15 protein-coding genes and 1 tRNA gene are annotated in these 14,918 nt (G+C 65.3%); 2 read left to right on the top strand and 14 right to left on the bottom strand.

Features of this window, described 5'->3' with window-relative positions; all coding sequences use genetic code 11:
- Window positions 1-13: 13 nt before the first annotated feature.
- The 8 genes from IEX41_RS13275 to IEX41_RS13240 form a co-directional block, all read right to left on the bottom strand.
- Window positions 14-1,093 (bottom strand): 2'-deoxycytidine 5'-triphosphate deaminase, encoded by a 1,080-nt coding sequence (locus tag IEX41_RS13275; protein ID WP_188790736.1) that lies wholly within the window; start codon window positions 1,091-1,093, stop codon window positions 14-16.
- Between the two features lie 145 nt (window positions 1,094-1,238).
- Window positions 1,239-1,315, bottom strand: a tRNA-Pro gene (locus tag IEX41_RS13270).
- A gap of 75 nt (window positions 1,316-1,390) precedes the next feature.
- Window positions 1,391-2,893, bottom strand: coding sequence for a MerR family transcriptional regulator (locus IEX41_RS21900; protein ID WP_229673206.1), 1,503 nt, complete (start codon window positions 2,891-2,893; stop codon window positions 1,391-1,393).
- A gap of 82 nt (window positions 2,894-2,975) precedes the next feature.
- Window positions 2,976-3,278 carry an integration host factor subunit alpha gene (gene ihfA, locus IEX41_RS13260; protein WP_188790735.1) on the bottom strand — a complete coding sequence of 101 codons (303 nt, stop codon included), beginning with the start codon at window positions 3,276-3,278 and terminating at the stop codon, window positions 2,976-2,978.
- Between the two features lie 105 nt (window positions 3,279-3,383).
- Window positions 3,384-4,355: a beta-ketoacyl-ACP synthase III gene (locus IEX41_RS13255; protein ID WP_188790734.1), complete on the bottom strand. Its 972-nt coding sequence runs from the start codon at window positions 4,353-4,355 to the stop codon at window positions 3,384-3,386.
- Complete coding sequence (plsX, locus tag IEX41_RS13250; protein WP_188790733.1) at window positions 4,352-5,476, bottom strand: phosphate acyltransferase PlsX; 1,125 nt, start codon at window positions 5,474-5,476, stop codon at window positions 4,352-4,354. The genes IEX41_RS13255 and plsX overlap by 4 nt, the downstream gene beginning before the upstream one ends.
- A gap of 23 nt (window positions 5,477-5,499) precedes the next feature.
- Entirely contained in the window at window positions 5,500-5,706 is a 207-nt protein-coding gene (rpmF, locus tag IEX41_RS13245; RefSeq protein ID WP_188790732.1) for a 50S ribosomal protein L32, read from the bottom strand.
- 157 nt (window positions 5,707-5,863) lie between these two features.
- Window positions 5,864-6,448 carry a YceD family protein gene (locus tag IEX41_RS13240; RefSeq protein ID WP_188790731.1) on the bottom strand — a complete coding sequence of 195 codons (585 nt, stop codon included), beginning with the start codon at window positions 6,446-6,448 and terminating at the stop codon, window positions 5,864-5,866.
- A gap of 95 nt (window positions 6,449-6,543) precedes the next feature.
- Between IEX41_RS13240 and IEX41_RS13235 the strand changes: the two genes are divergently transcribed.
- Together IEX41_RS13235 and IEX41_RS13230 are read left to right on the top strand one after the other, a co-directional pair.
- Window positions 6,544-7,005: an outer membrane protein assembly factor BamE gene (locus IEX41_RS13235; protein WP_188790730.1), complete on the top strand. Its 462-nt coding sequence runs from the start codon at window positions 6,544-6,546 to the stop codon at window positions 7,003-7,005.
- Window positions 7,006-7,012: 7 nt separating this feature from the next.
- Window positions 7,013-7,867, top strand: a complete 855-nt coding sequence (locus IEX41_RS13230; RefSeq protein WP_188790729.1) for a GNAT family N-acetyltransferase — start codon at window positions 7,013-7,015, stop codon at window positions 7,865-7,867.
- On the opposite strand, the gene IEX41_RS13225 is transcribed toward IEX41_RS13230, so the two are convergent.
- The 6 genes from IEX41_RS13225 to IEX41_RS13200 all read right to left on the bottom strand — a co-directional run bounded on the left by IEX41_RS13225 (window position 7,864) and on the right by IEX41_RS13200 (window position 14,778).
- On the bottom strand, window positions 7,864-8,799 hold the full coding sequence (locus tag IEX41_RS13225; protein ID WP_188790728.1) for a phosphoadenosine phosphosulfate reductase: 936 nt from the start codon (window positions 8,797-8,799) through the stop codon (window positions 7,864-7,866). The two genes, IEX41_RS13230 and IEX41_RS13225, sit on opposite strands and share 4 nt — an antisense overlap.
- Window positions 8,800-8,969: 170 nt before the next feature.
- Window positions 8,970-10,025: a glycosyltransferase family 2 protein gene (locus tag IEX41_RS13220; RefSeq protein ID WP_188790727.1), complete on the bottom strand. Its 1,056-nt coding sequence runs from the start codon at window positions 10,023-10,025 to the stop codon at window positions 8,970-8,972.
- A gap of 2 nt (window positions 10,026-10,027) precedes the next feature.
- The gene (locus IEX41_RS13215; RefSeq protein WP_188790726.1) at window positions 10,028-10,723 is read right to left on the bottom strand and encodes an FkbM family methyltransferase; all 696 of its coding nucleotides are present in this window, start codon (window positions 10,721-10,723) and stop codon (window positions 10,028-10,030) included.
- 3 nt (window positions 10,724-10,726) lie between these two features.
- Window positions 10,727-13,126, bottom strand: coding sequence for a glycosyltransferase family 2 protein (locus IEX41_RS13210; protein WP_188790725.1), 2,400 nt, complete (start codon window positions 13,124-13,126; stop codon window positions 10,727-10,729).
- Window positions 13,123-13,758, bottom strand: coding sequence for a sulfotransferase family protein (locus IEX41_RS13205; RefSeq protein ID WP_188790724.1), 636 nt, complete (start codon window positions 13,756-13,758; stop codon window positions 13,123-13,125). The genes IEX41_RS13210 and IEX41_RS13205 overlap by 4 nt, the downstream gene beginning before the upstream one ends.
- The gene (locus IEX41_RS13200; protein WP_188790723.1) at window positions 13,759-14,778 is read right to left on the bottom strand and encodes a glycosyltransferase family 92 protein; all 1,020 of its coding nucleotides are present in this window, start codon (window positions 14,776-14,778) and stop codon (window positions 13,759-13,761) included.
- Window positions 14,779-14,918 lie beyond the last annotated feature (140 nt).

Raw genomic sequence — 14,918 nt, 5'->3', positions numbered from 1 at the left:
GGCCGCCGGCCACTCAGGCGCTGCGGAAGTGTTTGGACAGTTTCAGACCCTGACCCTGGTAGTTGGACGCAATCCCGGAGCCGTAAAGCTGCCGTGGCAGCTCGTCCATCCGTTCATAGACGAGCCGCCCCACGACCTGCCCATGTTCCAGCACGAAGGGCGCTTCGTGGCAACGAACCTCCAGCACCCCCCTTGATCCGGTCCCACCGGCGGCACCATGACCGAAACCGGGGTCGAAGAAGCCGGCGTAGTGGACCCGGAACTCACCGACCATTGCAAGGTAGGGGGCCATCTCGGCGGCGTATGCGGGGGGGATGTGAACCGCCTCGCGGCTCACGAGGATGTAGAAGGCATCTGGATCAAGGATCAGGCGCCGCCGGTCGGTGTGGAGTGGATCCCAGAACTCTGCCGGATCGTATTGCCCGATGCGGTCAAGGTCGATGACGCCCGTATGGGGCTTGGCGCGCCAGCCCACCAGCGTGCCTTCGGCCGGGTCAAGATCAACCGAAAACCCAAGGCCTTGTCCAATGACTGCCGGGCCGCCGGTGACGAGGGTCTCGGCCTCGTGAAGCGTCCGAAGCTCCGTGTCGGAGAGAATGGATTGGCCTCGGCGGAACCGGATTTGGTTGAGACGCATGCCCGTTCGGGCCAGCACCGAGAAGCTGCGCGGGCAGATCTCCGCATAAAGCGGGCCGCTATAGCCCTCGCGGACGCGGTCGAACTCGGTTCCGCCGTCGGTGATCGTGCGTGTCAGAAGATCGAGACGCCCGGTTGAGCTCTTGGCGTTGGCAACGGCGCCAACCTCGGCGGGAAGATCGAGATGTTCGAGCAGCGGCACCACGTAAACGCAACCCTTCTCGAGCACGGCCCCCGCGGTGAGGTCGACGCGGTGCATCTCAAACTCGTTGAGCCGCGCCGCGACGGTGCGATCGCCGCCGGCAAGGAAGGACGCGCGCACGCGAATAGCTTCGGTCCCGAGCCTTAGATCAAGGCTGGCCGGTTGCACCTGACCGTCAGCCAGAGGCTGGCCCGGCGTGATGGCCCCATCGGCGATGAGGGCGTTGATCTGCTGGCTGGCGAGTACCCCGGTCATGCCCGTCGCTCCGGTATCGTTCCTGTGGTTCGCAGGTCCTTAGCAAGGCCCGGCAGGAAATGGGAGAGTAAAAGCAACCCTTTGTGCGGGTTGATCTTTCTGACACAAGTCACGTCTCGAGAGACGTTGGAATAAAGGGGATATTTGGTCGGGCTAGCAGGACTCGAACCTGCGACCTTCCGTCCCCCAGACGGACGCGCTACCAGGCTGCGCTATAGCCCGACTTGTTATTCGGGCTTCTTACCTGTTCTGCAGGCAGGGGCAAGCCCTTTCAGCGCGTTTTTTCACCTTTTTGCATCAATGGCGGGCGGAGCGGGAGCCGCCGTCGATCCATGCCCGCAATGCCTGTACATGGGGCATCAGAGCATCGGCTTGGCCGGGCGAAAGCCGCTCGATCCTGGCCGTGAGGCTCAGGGCGCGCGCCTTCGGGGCAGGCAGGTTGTCTAGATCCGGCAGATCAGGAATCACTGCTGGCGCGGATGCGCCTGCATCGACTGCAGCCGGTTCGGCATGCCGCGGATCTTCAACACTTTCCTGGCCATCGGTTCCGGAATTGACAGCCGCGAGCGGATCTTTTTCCTCAGCCTCAGCCTCAGCCTCAGCCTCAGCCTCAGCCTCAGCCTCAGCTTCGGTACCGGGGACCAGGGCCGGCTCGGTGGCCTGGATTGCCTCGTGCACAAAGCCTTCGGGATTCACGGTACCTTCGCCACGTTCCTCGAGGGATTGCGTGAGAAAGTCTGGGAGAGGCTCCGGGGCCTGCTGCGCCCCGACGGTTTCGACCGCGAGCGCGGTGTCGTCTGCGGAGCCATCGTCCGCGGCGCTTGTATCGGCGGCAATGTCGATCAACGCGCTGTCGCTGTCGCTGTCGCTGTCGCTGTCGCTGTCGCTGTCGCTGTCGCTGTCGCTGTCGCTGTCGCTGTCGCTGTCGCTGTCGCTGTCGAGGGCGGGCGTGTCTGCCGTGGGGTTGCCCTGCGTCTCTTCGGCGGGGACTTCCAACCGAGGTTGGGCAAGGACGTCCGCCGCGTTGGTCATGATATCCCGCTCGGCCACGGCTTCATTCGTGGAATCGCCCTCGTTGAGGATCGGTGCCGAGGGCATATCAGACGCGGGTGCGTCATCTACGGAAGCTGCGGAACCCGAATCCCAAGCATCAAGCGCATTCGGGATCGGCATCTCCAACGGATCTTCCACGAAGTGCTCTTCCGAAGCCAGATCCGCTGAAGAGTCGGGGCAGACAGCCGCTTCGGCATCCGCAGCATCCGTGTGTGCACCGCCGTGCGCGGTTGCGCCGTTCATCGCGGGTTCGGCGGGCGCTATGTCCGCATCCGGTTCGGCCAAGGCATCTTGGGCGGAGGGGGTGGCCGGAGGGGAGGTCAGATCGTTAGGCCGAGCGTCGTCCTCTTCGGGGGCGGCCGCTTCGACGGCGCTTGCCGCGGGGGGCTCTGCCGGCGTGAAGGGAAGCACCGTGCCGCTTTCGGTTTCGACCTCGATGAAGGGCGCGTCCTCGATGGGGTCTTCGTCGTCGAGAGCCACGGGCGCGAGGCCAGAGACATGGCGAACCCCTTGTTCACGCAATATTTTCTGCACGCCCTTGATGGTCATGCCATCCTCGTGCAGCAGCTTGCGGATGCCGGCGAGAAGGGCGATGTCACCGGGGCGATAATAGCGGCGGCCGCCGGCGCGTTTCACCGGCTTTACCTGGCTGAACTTGCTTTCCCAGAAGCGCAGGACATGGGCTTGCGTGTCCAGCAGGTCCGCCACTTCGGTGATGGTGCGGAAGGCGTCGCGGGACTTGGTCATGGGTTGTTATCCCCCGGTTTTGGGGGCCTCTTTTTACCGCCGGGCAGCAGGCAACGTCGTACTGCGTCGCCGCCGGCGCCTGTTAGCTCTTGTTGCCCGAGGCAACCCTGTCCTTCATGAGGTGGGACGGGCGGAAGGTGAGCACACGGCGCGGCTGGATCGGAACCTCTTCGCCGGTCTTGGGATTGCGGCCGACGCGGGCGGCCTTGTCCCGCACCGAGAAGGTGCCGAAAGACGATATCTTCACCTGTTCGCCGCGCACCAGCGCGTCGGACATGTGTTGCAGGACCGCCTCGACCAGTTCGGCGCTTTCATTGCGCGACAGGCCGACTTCGCGGAAGACCGCTTCGCTCAGATCCATGCGTGTCAGTGTCTTTTCGCTCATACCCGTCCCTCCCAGGTTTTGAGTAAGCATAGGCGGAGGGATTTCCGAGTCAATATCAGGGACTTGGAACAGAGTCTCTTACCGTGGATTTGCCCGGTAATCCGCTTACCAGCGCAGAACGACCGAGCCCCAGGCAAGGCCGCCGCCGATGGCTTCGGTCACCAGAAGCTGGCCGGGCTGGAATTTTTCCTCGGCCTTGGCGACTGACAGGGCAAGCGGAATCGATGCGGCAGAGGTGTTGCCGTGATCCTGAACCGTCATCACCACGCGCTCGAGCGGTAGCCCGAGCTTTTTGGCGGTGCCGGTGATGATCCGGGAATTGGCCTGGTGCGGCACGACCCAATCCACGTCCGCCTCGGTGAGGCCGGCGCGACCCAGTGAAGTGCGGGCGGTTGCGGCAAGCTTTTCCACCGCGTGGCGAAAGACCTCGCGGCCCTCCATGCGCAGGTGGCCGATGGAATTGGTGCTGACGCCGCCGTCGACATAGAGCAGGTCGCGGAAGCGCCCGTCAGAGTTGAGGTCCACGGCAAGGATGCCGCGATCCTGTGGCGTGCCCTCGGCCTCGGCGGCCTCAAGCACCAGGGCACCGGCGCCATCCCCGAAAAGCACGCAGGTGGAGCGGTCGTTCCAGTCGAGGATTCGGGAAAAGGTCTCGGCCCCGATGACCAGTATTCGCTTGGCGGTGCCCGAGACGATGAGGGCGTTGGCGTTTGCCAGCGCATAGACGAACCCGGCGCAGACCGCCTGAATGTCAAAGGCAAAGCCACCCTCCATCCCGATGCGTGCCTGTACCATAGTGGCAGCGGAGGGGAAGGTAAGGTCGGGGGTCGAGGTGGCGACAACCACACCGTCGATGTCCGCAGCCGTCAGCCCGGCATCGGCAAGGGCGGCATTTGCGGCGCGGGACGCGAGAATCGATGTGGTCTCATCCTCTGAGGCAAAATGCCGACGCTCGATCCCGGAACGGGACCGAATCCATTCGTCCGTGGTGTCGAGGGTCTTTTCGAACTCCGAGTTGGGAACGACGCGTTCGGGCAGATAGTGTCCAATGCCTGCCACCTGTGCCCGTATCGTCATGGGTTCGTTCCGTCCTTCTGCTGCTCTTTCGCCGGGTCCGACCGCTCTTCGGCGGTACTCTCGGAGGCCTCGGCTGCCTGCGCAATGCGCGCGGCCAACCTGTCACCGAATCCTGATTTCGCTAGGTCATACGCCAGTTCGGCGGCTGCGGCTATGCCTGTGGCATCGGCGGCACCGTGGCTCTTGACCACCGTACCGTTGAGCCCGAGGAACACGCCGCCATTCTTGCGGCGCGGATCAATGCGCGCCTGAAGCCGCTTGAGCGAGGTCAGCGCCAGCAGCGCCGCCACCCGCGACAGGGGCGAATAGGCAAAGGCTTCGCGCATGAACTGGCCGATGAGGGACGCGGTGCCTTCGCCGGTCTTGAGCGCGATGTTGCCGGTGAAGCCGTCGGTGACGATCACGTCGCAGCGATCCCCCGAGAGGTCTCCGCCTTCGGCGAACCCGACGAATTCGAAATTGTTCTCTTCCGCATGGGCCGCGATCAGCTCGTGCGCCTGCTTGAGCTCGGCGTGGCCCTTGTGCTCTTCGGTGCCGACGTTGAGCAGGCCGACACGGGGCCGTTCCAGCGACAGACCGTTGCGGGCGTAGGAGGTGCCCATGAGGGCGTATTTCAGCAGATCCTGCGCATCGGCGCGGATATCCGCGCCCACGTCCAGCATCACGTTGAACCCCTGCGGGTTGCGCGAGGGCCAAAGCACGGCGATGGCAGGGCGATTGACGCCGGGCAGCTTGCGCAGGCGCACCATGGCCAGCAGCATCAGCGCGCCGGTGTTGCCGCAGGACACGGTCACTGCGGCTTCCTTGTTGCGCACGGCATCAAGGGCAGACCACATCGAGGTGTTCTGACCATTGCGCATGACGTGGCTGGGCTTGTCGTGCATCGACACGACACCTTCGGCATCGCGGGTTTCCACCCGGCTGCCAAGATGGCGGTGTTTCGCGACAAGGGTATCGAGCTCGGCCTTGGGGCCGTGCACGAGGAAGCGCACGTTCTTGTTGCGCTTGGCAAAGGCAGCGAGGCCGGCAACAACAGCTGCCGGCCCGCGATCGCCGCCCATGGCGTCGATAGAAAGCACCAGAGGCTCGCCTGCCTTGGAGATGTCGGTTGAGGACGTCATGCGGCGCGAGCCTTTGGGATGTTTCAGGCTGCGTCTTCGTCCAGGTCGACTTCGTCGGCCATCGCGACGACTTCACGCTCTGCGTAGTGACCGCAGGACGGGCAGACGTGGTGCGGGCGCTTCAGCTCGCCGCAGTTGTCGCATTCGTTGGGGTTGCCGGCAACGAGGGCATCATGCGCCCGGCGGTTGTTGCGGCGCGATTTGGATACTTTGTTCTGTTGGACGGCCATGTCTCAACTCCGACTTTCGCGTGTGTGGGGCAAATAGGTTGCCCGTTCCGTTCGGGCGTGACCGGCCTCATAGTCCCAAGGACCGAAGCAAGCAACCCGGAATTCCGATGAAGGCGCGAAAATAGGAATTTTCCCCAGAATCGCAAGCCTTATTTACTCAGGACTTGCTACCTTCGTCGTCTTCGCCGCCTGTCTGCATGCTGTCGCGCAAACCTGCAAGGGCTGCGAACGGGTTCGGACGATCCTCAAGGATCTCGCGATCTGCTTCCTCGGCGGAATCCAGCTGCTGTGTAACCGCATCGGCACCCTCGGCATGGGGGTACTGCGGCAGCGCCAGCGTCAGCGCCTCGGTCAGCACCGCGCCAAGGTCGATGACGTCGGGCAGGGGGTCGGCATCGTCGTCAGGCACCTCGATCTCCGAGCCCTCGGGCGTGCGGGTCAGGTCCTCTTCGGGCTGCCACAGGCGTTCCACCGGCTCTTCGATCCGGGTCACCACCGGCTCGAGCGTCACCACGCAGGCCTGCATCACAGTGGCGCCGAGCGTGCCCTTGAGCCGCCATGCGTCGCGCCCCTCGGGCGTGATCTCGCCGGCGAAGCGCACCTTCCGCAGGCCCAGCAGGCCCAGCTTTTCGGTAAGGGCGGTACGTGCGGCATCGTCGGGGCGGATGTCGAACGGTGTAGGGCTGTTGTTGCGCAGCGCGGCGACGCGCAGTCTCTGAGCCCCTTGGGCCGCATTGCTCATGAGTGCTTTCCTTTGCTTGAACGGCTTGGCTTCGTTATGTAATCGGGGATAGAAGACCCGCAAGGGCAGAGACAAGAGGGCAAGGTCGCAGTTCCATGACAAGATTCGCAAGATCCGCAAGGCCCGCCGTTCTGGCCGTCATGGTGTCGCTTGGCCTGTCGGCCTGCACGGCGCAGTATCGCACCCATGGCTATACCCCGTCCGAAAGCGATCTGCAGCAGATCGTACCCGGAGTCGATACCCGCACCACCGTCCAGGAGGTTGTGGGCGTGCCGACGACCTCCGGCGTGCTGAACGAAAGCGGCTACTACTACATCGAATCCGAGGTCCGCACCTTTGCGTGGCAGGCCCCCGAGGTGGTGAACCGCGAGATCGTCGCAATCAACTTCGATGGCGCCGGCGTGGTTCAGAACGTGTCGCGCTACGGTCTTGAGGACGGCAACGTGGTGCCGCTGTCGCGCCGCATCACTCGCACCACCGACGGCGAGATCAGCTTTATCCGCAAGCTCTTCGGCAACATTGGCGGCCTGACCCTCAGCCAGTTCGCGCAAGAGTAGGGGCCGCATGCCCTCCCGGCAGTCCATCGGTATCGAGGACGCGGGCAGGGCGTTGCCGCTGGAACGCGGGCGCTACCGGGTCCGCGAAGCCGCAGGCGATGGGGATGTGGCGGCGGCGCAGGCCCTGCGGGGACTGGCCTTCTTCGGCCCCGGCGGCGGCGTGGATCGTGATGCCATGGACGCGCGCTGCCACCATGTCCTGATCGAAGAGATCGCGTCGGGGACGCTGGTGGCGTGTTTCCGCTATTTCAGGATGCGCAGCGGCGCGGACATCAGCGGAAGCTATTCGGCGCAATATTACAATCTTGATCACCTCGCCGCAGGCTTCGATGGCCCGTCGCTGGAACTTGGGCGGTTCTGCATCCGGCCGGGGGCCGGGGATGCGGATATCCTGAGGCTGTCCTGGGGCGCGATCACCGCGCTGGTCGACATGGGTGCGACGCAGCTCTTGTTCGGCTGCGCCAGCTTCCCCGGAACCGATCCTCAGCCCTACAGGGCTGCCTTCGCCCGGCTGCGCAGCCATCACACGGCGCCCGAGCGCTGGCAGATCCAAGAGCGCGCGCCTGAACGGATCCGGTTCGGCGCTGTCACCGGGCCGGACCAAGGCGGTGGACCGGCTACGGATGCCGCAAACCGACCGGGAGCCGGTCATGGTGTGGGGGGCGATACCGGGGCAGGCGATCCGCGCGCGGCGCTGCGGGCGATTCCACCTTTGCTGCGCACTTACCTGGGAATGGGCGGCTGGGTCAGCGATCATGCGGTGATCGACCGGCAGATGAACACGCTGCACGTCTTCACGGCGGTCGAGGTGGCCACCATCCCGCCCGCCCGGGTGCGGGCGCTGCGGGCAATCGCCGGCTAGGCCTCTTCGGTGAGGTCGGCGCGGATCGCCTCGAGCCGGCGGCGGAACCGCGGGGCATCGAGCCGCCGGGTCACGTTCTCGCACAGCGTCATGGCCAGGGCCTGGCGGCCATCGGATTCCAGCCGTGCCAGTAGCTTGCGCAGGTAGGGCGTGTAATCCCGGCGTCGGCGCATCATGCGGGCGAATGCCAGATCGTCCAGGCTGTCTCCGGCGACGGCCTCGAGCAGCGGCACGATCAGGTCGAGCTCGAGCAGGTCCGCCTGCAGCGCGCTGCCCATGAACGGCAGGCGCAGGCGGTTTACGTTGGGCCGGTGGAACAGCGCCGCGTGCATCGCGTCGAGCCGTTCGCGCGGATCGTAAAGCAGCCAGGCCGTTTCCGCGCCCTCTACCATGTCCGGTGCGTAGCCGTAGCGTGAGGTGAAGTTGAGGCGGCGCATCTCGGTGAAGCGCTCGTCCCATTCCGTGACCCGCGGATCAAGGGTGGCCTGAGGTGCCAGCATGACCACCCGCGCGCCGGGGGCGGCGACGGAATAGGCAGCGGCGGCATAGCCGCAGGGGCCCGCCCCGTAAAAGATCACCGTTTCGAAATCGTCGAAGAACCCGTCGTCCAGCAGTTGATCGAAGAAGGCATAGACGCGCCCGTCCCGGAACCACGTGTCACGCGACGAGACAAGGGTCAGCGTCGACCAACCTGTCTGGCCGGAAACCTCCCAGCCCAGCGGCTTGGACGTTTCCGACAGCGCCTCGATCCCGGGAAGGGATTCGAAGCTCACCAGCAGGGTGTCGCCCCGCTCCACGAAGACGGCATGATGGCGCTTGCCCAGCGGTTCGGAGAACCCGTCGGCTTCGCCGATCTGCGACACCGCATTGATCCACTGCCCACGCCGGAGCCCGGTAAGATCGACGGAAGAAAGATCTGTCTGGTCCTGCATGGATGCCTGCCGATTTTTGTTCCCCGGTGGTGAGCCTGTCGTCCGGACCCTGGGGCTTGCCTGTATTGATCGAAAAAATGGCGGTCGTTTGGGGCGCAATTATGCTAAAAGCGGGGTGCTTTTGCGAGCTGTTAAGGGCGTTTTATGTTGGGGGTTCGGGTTTTGGCGCGTCAATCGTCCTCTGGCGAGATCTGTTGCGCGGCGCGTGCGTGGGCCTGCAGGGCGGCAGCCGCCTCCGGTGACAGCGGGCGGCTTGGCGGGGTCATCATCAGGCGCCCCATGAGGGTGCGGCTCTGCTCGTCCAGCATCAGCTGTGCAAAGCGCTCCTGCCGCCAGCGGATTGCGCCGGCATGCAGTCTCGCAAGGGTTTCGTCTCTCCCAAAGGCCGCGCGCAGGGGCCGCACGGCGGGGGACAGGCCAAGGATTGAGGGATCTTCTTCCTGGTTGAGGTTGCGTTCCACCCAGTAATCCAGCCCGAGCTTGTCGCCGGAATGCACCGCACGACCGCGCGCGGATTTGAGCACGTAGTTCTCCATCGACCCGAGCGGGTAGTGGTTGAGCTGCACGAGCCCGTGGTTTGAGCGTCCGTAGTGCGAGAAGATCCCCTTGCGGCGATAGCGCGGGGGCAGCTCGCGGCCTTCACCATCGAACCAGCGCGCTGCATCCGCGCCGGTGGGGTCGGGCGCACGGGGCCTGTGGACACCGAGTTTTCCATAGGCACCCGTGTTGCGGTAGAGGGTCTTGAACATCGCTGCCCGCCAGGGCCAGCCCATGGCACGGGGCGCGGCACGGGTGAACAGCTCGGGGATTGGGCGGTCCTCGTGGCGCAGGATCCCGGCATTGCCGAAAAGCCGCCAGGTGAGCGTTATGGCATCCGCCTTCGGCAGGGCTGCGATCAGCGCGGGCAGGGTGCGGTCGCCCACGTGGACGTTGACGAACTCGTCGATGTCGAGTGGCAGAAGCCAGTCGGCCGCGCGTACCGCCTTTGCCTCGTCAGCCAGTTTCAACCCGGTGAACTGGATGCCGCCGGTTCCATGGGGGCCGTCGTTGCGGATATGCGTGACGTGGCCGAGGCTTGCCAGCCGGTCGAGCATCGCGTCGGTGCCGTCGTCGCAATCGTTGGACAGGGCCACCACGTGAGTGATTCCGCAGGCCATGTGATGGGCCAGCCAGTCCAGCAGGAAGGCGCCCTCGTTGCGCACGCACAGAACCGCGGTGATCTGCATCTTCAAAAGTCCCGCCGGAAGGTGACGACCTTGCCCTCGGAGGCCTTCGGGAAATAGGTGAGCCCGGCGCCGTGCATGGCGTCGAACACCGCGCGCACGCCCGTGGCTCCGATCCACTGGGGGTGCAGTTCGATCACCGCACAGCGCAGGCAGGACCAGTCTCCGGCGGGCAGAAGCTCGGCCTCGAAGCCTTCGATGTCGCAGACCAGCACGTCGGGGCATAGCTCGGTCAGCACGTCGTCCAGCCGATGGCGGGGGACTGGCACGGTTTCGATGATGCTGTCGGGATCACTTCCCCGGTGCATTGACGAGGCCAGAAAGTTCGAGCGTAGGTGAAAGTCGACCGGGTCGCCGCCCTGCGCGGTCAGAAGAGCGTTGCGCATTTCGACGTTGGTGACGCCGTTGGCTTCGTGGACGCTGGCGATGTAAGGCAGTAGGCGGGGGTTTGCCTCGTAGCTGACCACCCGCGCGACCTTGCGGTTGACCGACAGCAGGGACGAGACATAGCCAATGCCGCCCCCAAGCTCGAGCACCACGTCGCCTTCATGCACCACCCGCGACACCGCATCGCATTCCTTGCGCTCGTAGGTGCCGGTGCGCAGGGCACCACGGATGCGGCCGGTCGTGATCTGCGGATGCTTGGGGATCCGGAGGCCCCGGGAGCTGATGTAGGGATTGCGGGGGGCAGCGTCGGTCATGGTTCAGCTCTCCATGTCAAGCGCAAGCGAATAGGCCGCGCGTTCGGTGGCCGTCAGGTTGAGGCTCTGCGCCTGTTCGAAGAGCTCGGCAAATTCGGGGATGGTCCGCAGCTCGGCCGCCTTGGCCCGGTGCCAGTCAAAGCCCGCCACATGCAGCCGCCCAAGCTCGGGGTCCGCCAGCAGCCGCTCATACTCGGCTCGTACCCGGGGAAGGTTGCGCTTTATGGTGATGTCGCGGGCCCCGGACCAGTCCATGCGGATCCAGTAGTTGAGCCCGATGGTGCGGTCCACGTGCAGCGCGCGGCCTCTCTGGCGTTTGACGAGAAAGCTCTCGGCGCTGCGCAGGGGGTAGTGGTTGAGCTGCACGAGGTCGTAGCCGATGGTCTTCTTCGACGACCTCCAGCCGTTGCGCAGGGCCTCGGCGGTCATGTCCTCGCCCGAGCCGTTGACCCAGCGCACGCGTGTTTCGGCGCCCTCGGCCAGCTTGTTGGGCCGGTGGCAGGACAGCTTGCCGTAGGCTCCGATATTGCGGATCATGGATTTGAAGCCCCAAGCAGTGTGGGGCTTGGGGCAGAATTTCGGGGCGCAGGCCTCGAACTGGTCAATGACGAGGCGGTCCTCCAGCCGCCGCACACCGTCGTTGCCGAAAAGGCGCCATGTCATCGCGATATTGGTGGCGTCCGGCACCCGCGCCAGCAGGTCCCCCAACGTGCCGTTGCCGCAGCGCACGTTGATGAACTCGTCCACGTCGATGTGAATGATCCACGCTGCCTGCTGCACCAGCGGGTCGGTCAGCGCCCGGTCGAGTGCCCATTGTTGCGGTGATTTGCCCTGCCAGTCATCGTTGCGCCGGTGCTCCACCACACCCATCTGTTGCAAGCGGTCGAGGATCTCGGCGGTGCCATCATCGCAGTCGTTGGTGTAGACAAGGAAGCCGTCCACGCCGAGGGCGCGGTGATGGGCCACCCATTCGGCGATATAGGGGGCTTCGTTCTTCATGCAGGCGATGATCACCGTGCCGCTGCTGCCCTCTGGCAAGGCGGCGCGCGGCGCGGCATCGTAGGGCGGTAGGCGCTGTTCCTCGTCGATCTGCCCCAGGCGGTCGTGCGGTGCATAGGGAGACCTTGCCAGCCGGGCATAAGCCTGCCGGGCCGAGGCGGGCATGTGCCGCTCGGCATCGGGCCCGAGCGCAGGCACCGGTGGGGCCTCGGGAGGCTTTGCCCGGATCGGGCGGGCCTGTTGCGGGCGCGGCGTCTGCGCGGCGCGCAGCTGCGCAAGTTCTGGTGCCCGCAGCAGGCTTTCTTCGGCCGAGGCTTTCTCGATCCGCTTGCGGAAGGCCAGCAGGTACTGGGTGGCGCGAAATCCCAAAGTCGGGTCCGTCTCGGTCCAAGACGGCAGCGGCGCATCGGGGGCCATCGCCGCCGGGTTCAGCCCGGGATGCTGTGCGCAAAGCGCGGTGATGTCGTCGGCAAAACGCTCCGAAATGGCGCCGAGGCTACCGGGTGCGATGCCTCGCCCGTGTACCTTGATCTCGCCCAGCAGCTTGCGCCAGAGCGGTCGGGGCAGGAACGTGCCGCGCTGCGCCAGAAGCCGCAGGAGCGCGTCGTTCATCAGCCGGCACCGGGTCATCCACGCGGCAGACATGGGGGCGGGGGGACGTTCCGGTGTGGCGGGGCCGACGGCGCCGGATATGCCGAAGGCTTCGCACATCTCCTGCGCGGCATCGGGACCGTAAAGGCGCGTCAGGTCGAGACTGCGCAGGCGCATCGCCCCCTTGCCGAACACGGTTTCCCATTCATGCTGCATCCGGGCAAAATCCAGCCAGAACACCGCGCCCTGCGCCTCGGCGAATTGTCCCGCCTGCGGATCAATCGCCGGACGGGTCCGAAGCGCCGACTGCCACCAGTCCTGCGCGCGGGCAACACCAAGCTCGAGCGCAAGGGACCGGTTGCGCCCTTCAAGGAGTTGCGCCCCGTAGCGACGGACCAGCATGCGCGCGGGATCGTCCAGATGAGCCACAAGGGTGATGTCTTGGGATATGGGAGAAAGCAGGTCGCGCAGCGCCTTGAATTCGCTTCGCGATGACAGGCCGGACCCAAGCTGATGCGCAGACAGGATCAGCAGGTCCGGTGACGCTATCTCGACTTCTTGCATCAGCCGCTGGCGCAGGTCGTCCCGAAGCTCGGCCTGTTTGCCGGGCAGCATGTAACCCCGGTTGAAGCGCAGGGCATCCACCGCTCCAGGGTCCGATACCGCCATGAACAGCCGCGTATGGTTCCTGGCCCCCGGCGCCTGGGCGTGGAGCACGCCGTTGGCCCGAAGGTCTTCGTGCCTGGCCTGCAGCACCTGCTGAAGGCGGTCCGTCGCTGCGGCGTCGGGGCCGATATGCACGATGATCCTCACGTGGCGGATCCGGTCCGGACCGACGTGTTCTCGTTCGCCTGTCCCCACCATGGCAACTCGACCCCGATGTGGGCCGAGATTCTGGCCGGAGCCTGCGGATCGGCGATGTCGTATTCGAGGAACCGCGGATCATCGGCAAAGAGATGCCGCAGGAAGGCGTAATGCTGCGCGATCCACGTGGCTCGTTGCAGGCGGGTATCGCCAAACCCCTTGGGAAGGCCAGGAACATTGCCGCCAGGCAGCCGGTTCGTGCCAAGATCTGACCAGCGCAGCATGGAATGCGCGGCCTCTTCCGGGTCGCGCCACGACGCGACGAACCGCAGGTCCGGGTGCCGGTCGCGCAGGCTCTGGATCAGCCCGAAATCGGTCTGCGGCCAGAGGCACAGATCGCGGTTCAGCACCGAGATCTCGGTCAGTGCGTCGAAGCTGCCCAGCCGCTCCAGCGGATCACCCGAACCGTAGTAGCCCTCGTAGAGCTGGCGCCCCACGAAGCTGCCGGCGATGTCCTTCTCCGGACAGGTCCGGCGGCGCAGCTTGAAGTCTGCCACCAGCCAGCCCGACTTCTCGAGTGCGACGCCAAGGGTGGTGGTGCCTGTCTTGGGCAGGCCAAGATTGATGAGCTTCACGGCCATCTAGGCAAGTCCCAGTTCTGTCATCAGCTCGGGTTCGCCGGGAGGATATGGGGGAAGCGCCTTCAACTGTCCGTGCATCTTCGCAAAGGCGGGGTCGGTCAGCAGTGCATCGCGCCGGGCGCGGTGGGCGGCGACACTGGCCTCGTGCAGCGCCCCGAGGGGGCCGCACTTCATCTTGGCCAATGCTGCGTGGAGCGCGGGCAGGTGGCGGAGGATAGACTGGTCTTCCCACGCGCTGTCGTTACGTTCGCGCCAGTAGGTGTCACCGAAGGCACGCCCCTCGCGGTTCACGTCGCCCCGGTCGTTCTTGACGATATAGCTGTCGAGAGAGCGCAGCGCGTAGTGGTTCAGCGTGGCATGGTGCCGTGCGCCCGCTGCAGGAAACTTGCGCATGCGGCGCGGATTGGCGGCCTTGAGGAATTTCGGTGGCACTGGGCGGCCCGACCCGTCGGTCCAGACCGGCGGCGCCACCCGCGGCCTGTCGCGACAGAATGGCCGATGCGCGCCGTAGTAGTGCAGCGGGAAATCACGGCGCACCAGCGTCTTGACCTCGATGGCGGTCTCAGCGCACCACAGGTCGGGATTGTGGGTGTGGGTGAACTGCTCGATGACAGGGCGGTCCTCGTAGGTTTCGATGCCGTCATTGGCGAAGAACTGGAACGTGACCGAGACCGCCTGCGGATCGCCGCAGGCCTCTATTAGCGCGGGAAGGGTATGGTCGCCCGCATGTATGTTCAGAAACTCATCCACATCGGCCACCCACACCCAGTCCGCGCCGGTCACCAGCGGATGGCGGGCCGCATGTTTGAGTGCCTCCATCTGGTAGTTGCGGCCCTCGGCGGGGTTGGGCAGGCGTGTGACGCCGTAGTCGCCCATGGCATCCAGAAGCGCGTCGGTGCCGTCGCTGCAATCGTTGGTGTAGAACAGGAAATGCGTCACGCCGATCAGGCGGTTGTAGGCCACCCATTCCAGTAGGAAGGGGCCTTCGTTCTTCACGCATGTCACCGCAGTCACGCGCATGGGCGCCCCCGCGTCACTGGTCTGCACATCCGCCCGCTCCGGCCTCTCGTGGCCCGCCGGTTGCTCCGGTGTGGCCGATGATGGTGGGAAACATCGCATTGCCGGGCTGGATCGTCAATTGCGGGCGGCTGGCAAGGGGC

Source organism: Salipiger pallidus, assembly GCF_014643635.1.
Taxonomy (GTDB): Bacteria; Pseudomonadota; Alphaproteobacteria; order Rhodobacterales; family Rhodobacteraceae; genus Salipiger; species Salipiger pallidus.
The sequence above is the reverse complement of the archived record's forward strand: the minus strand, read 5'-3'. Positions and strand labels throughout refer to the sequence as shown.

Excerpts from the sequence above, each read along its gene's own strand:
- IEX41_RS13275 (WP_188790736.1), bottom strand. The coding sequence starts at position 1,093 with ATGACCGGGGTACTCGCCAGCCAGCAGATCAACGCCCTCATCGCCGAT.
- IEX41_RS21900 (WP_229673206.1), bottom strand. The coding sequence starts at position 2,893 with ATGACCAAGTCCCGCGACGCCTTCCGCACCATCACCGAAGTGGCGGAC.
- ihfA (WP_188790735.1), bottom strand. The coding sequence starts at position 3,278 with ATGAGCGAAAAGACACTGACACGCATGGATCTGAGCGAAGCGGTCTTC.
- IEX41_RS13255 (WP_188790734.1), bottom strand. The coding sequence starts at position 4,355 with ATGACGATACGGGCACAGGTGGCAGGCATTGGACACTATCTGCCCGAA.
- plsX (WP_188790733.1), bottom strand. The coding sequence starts at position 5,476 with ATGACGTCCTCAACCGACATCTCCAAGGCAGGCGAGCCTCTGGTGCTT.
- rpmF (WP_188790732.1), bottom strand. The coding sequence starts at position 5,706 with ATGGCCGTCCAACAGAACAAAGTATCCAAATCGCGCCGCAACAACCGC.
- IEX41_RS13240 (WP_188790731.1), bottom strand. The coding sequence starts at position 6,448 with ATGAGCAATGCGGCCCAAGGGGCTCAGAGACTGCGCGTCGCCGCGCTG.
- IEX41_RS13235 (WP_188790730.1), top strand. The coding sequence starts at position 6,544 with ATGACAAGATTCGCAAGATCCGCAAGGCCCGCCGTTCTGGCCGTCATG.
- IEX41_RS13230 (WP_188790729.1), top strand. The coding sequence starts at position 7,013 with ATGCCCTCCCGGCAGTCCATCGGTATCGAGGACGCGGGCAGGGCGTTG.
- IEX41_RS13225 (WP_188790728.1), bottom strand. The coding sequence starts at position 8,799 with ATGCAGGACCAGACAGATCTTTCTTCCGTCGATCTTACCGGGCTCCGG.
- IEX41_RS13220 (WP_188790727.1), bottom strand. The coding sequence starts at position 10,025 with ATGCAGATCACCGCGGTTCTGTGCGTGCGCAACGAGGGCGCCTTCCTG.
- IEX41_RS13215 (WP_188790726.1), bottom strand. The coding sequence starts at position 10,723 with ATGACCGACGCTGCCCCCCGCAATCCCTACATCAGCTCCCGGGGCCTC.
- IEX41_RS13205 (WP_188790724.1), bottom strand. The coding sequence starts at position 13,758 with ATGGCCGTGAAGCTCATCAATCTTGGCCTGCCCAAGACAGGCACCACC.
- IEX41_RS13200 (WP_188790723.1), bottom strand. The coding sequence starts at position 14,778 with ATGCGCGTGACTGCGGTGACATGCGTGAAGAACGAAGGCCCCTTCCTA.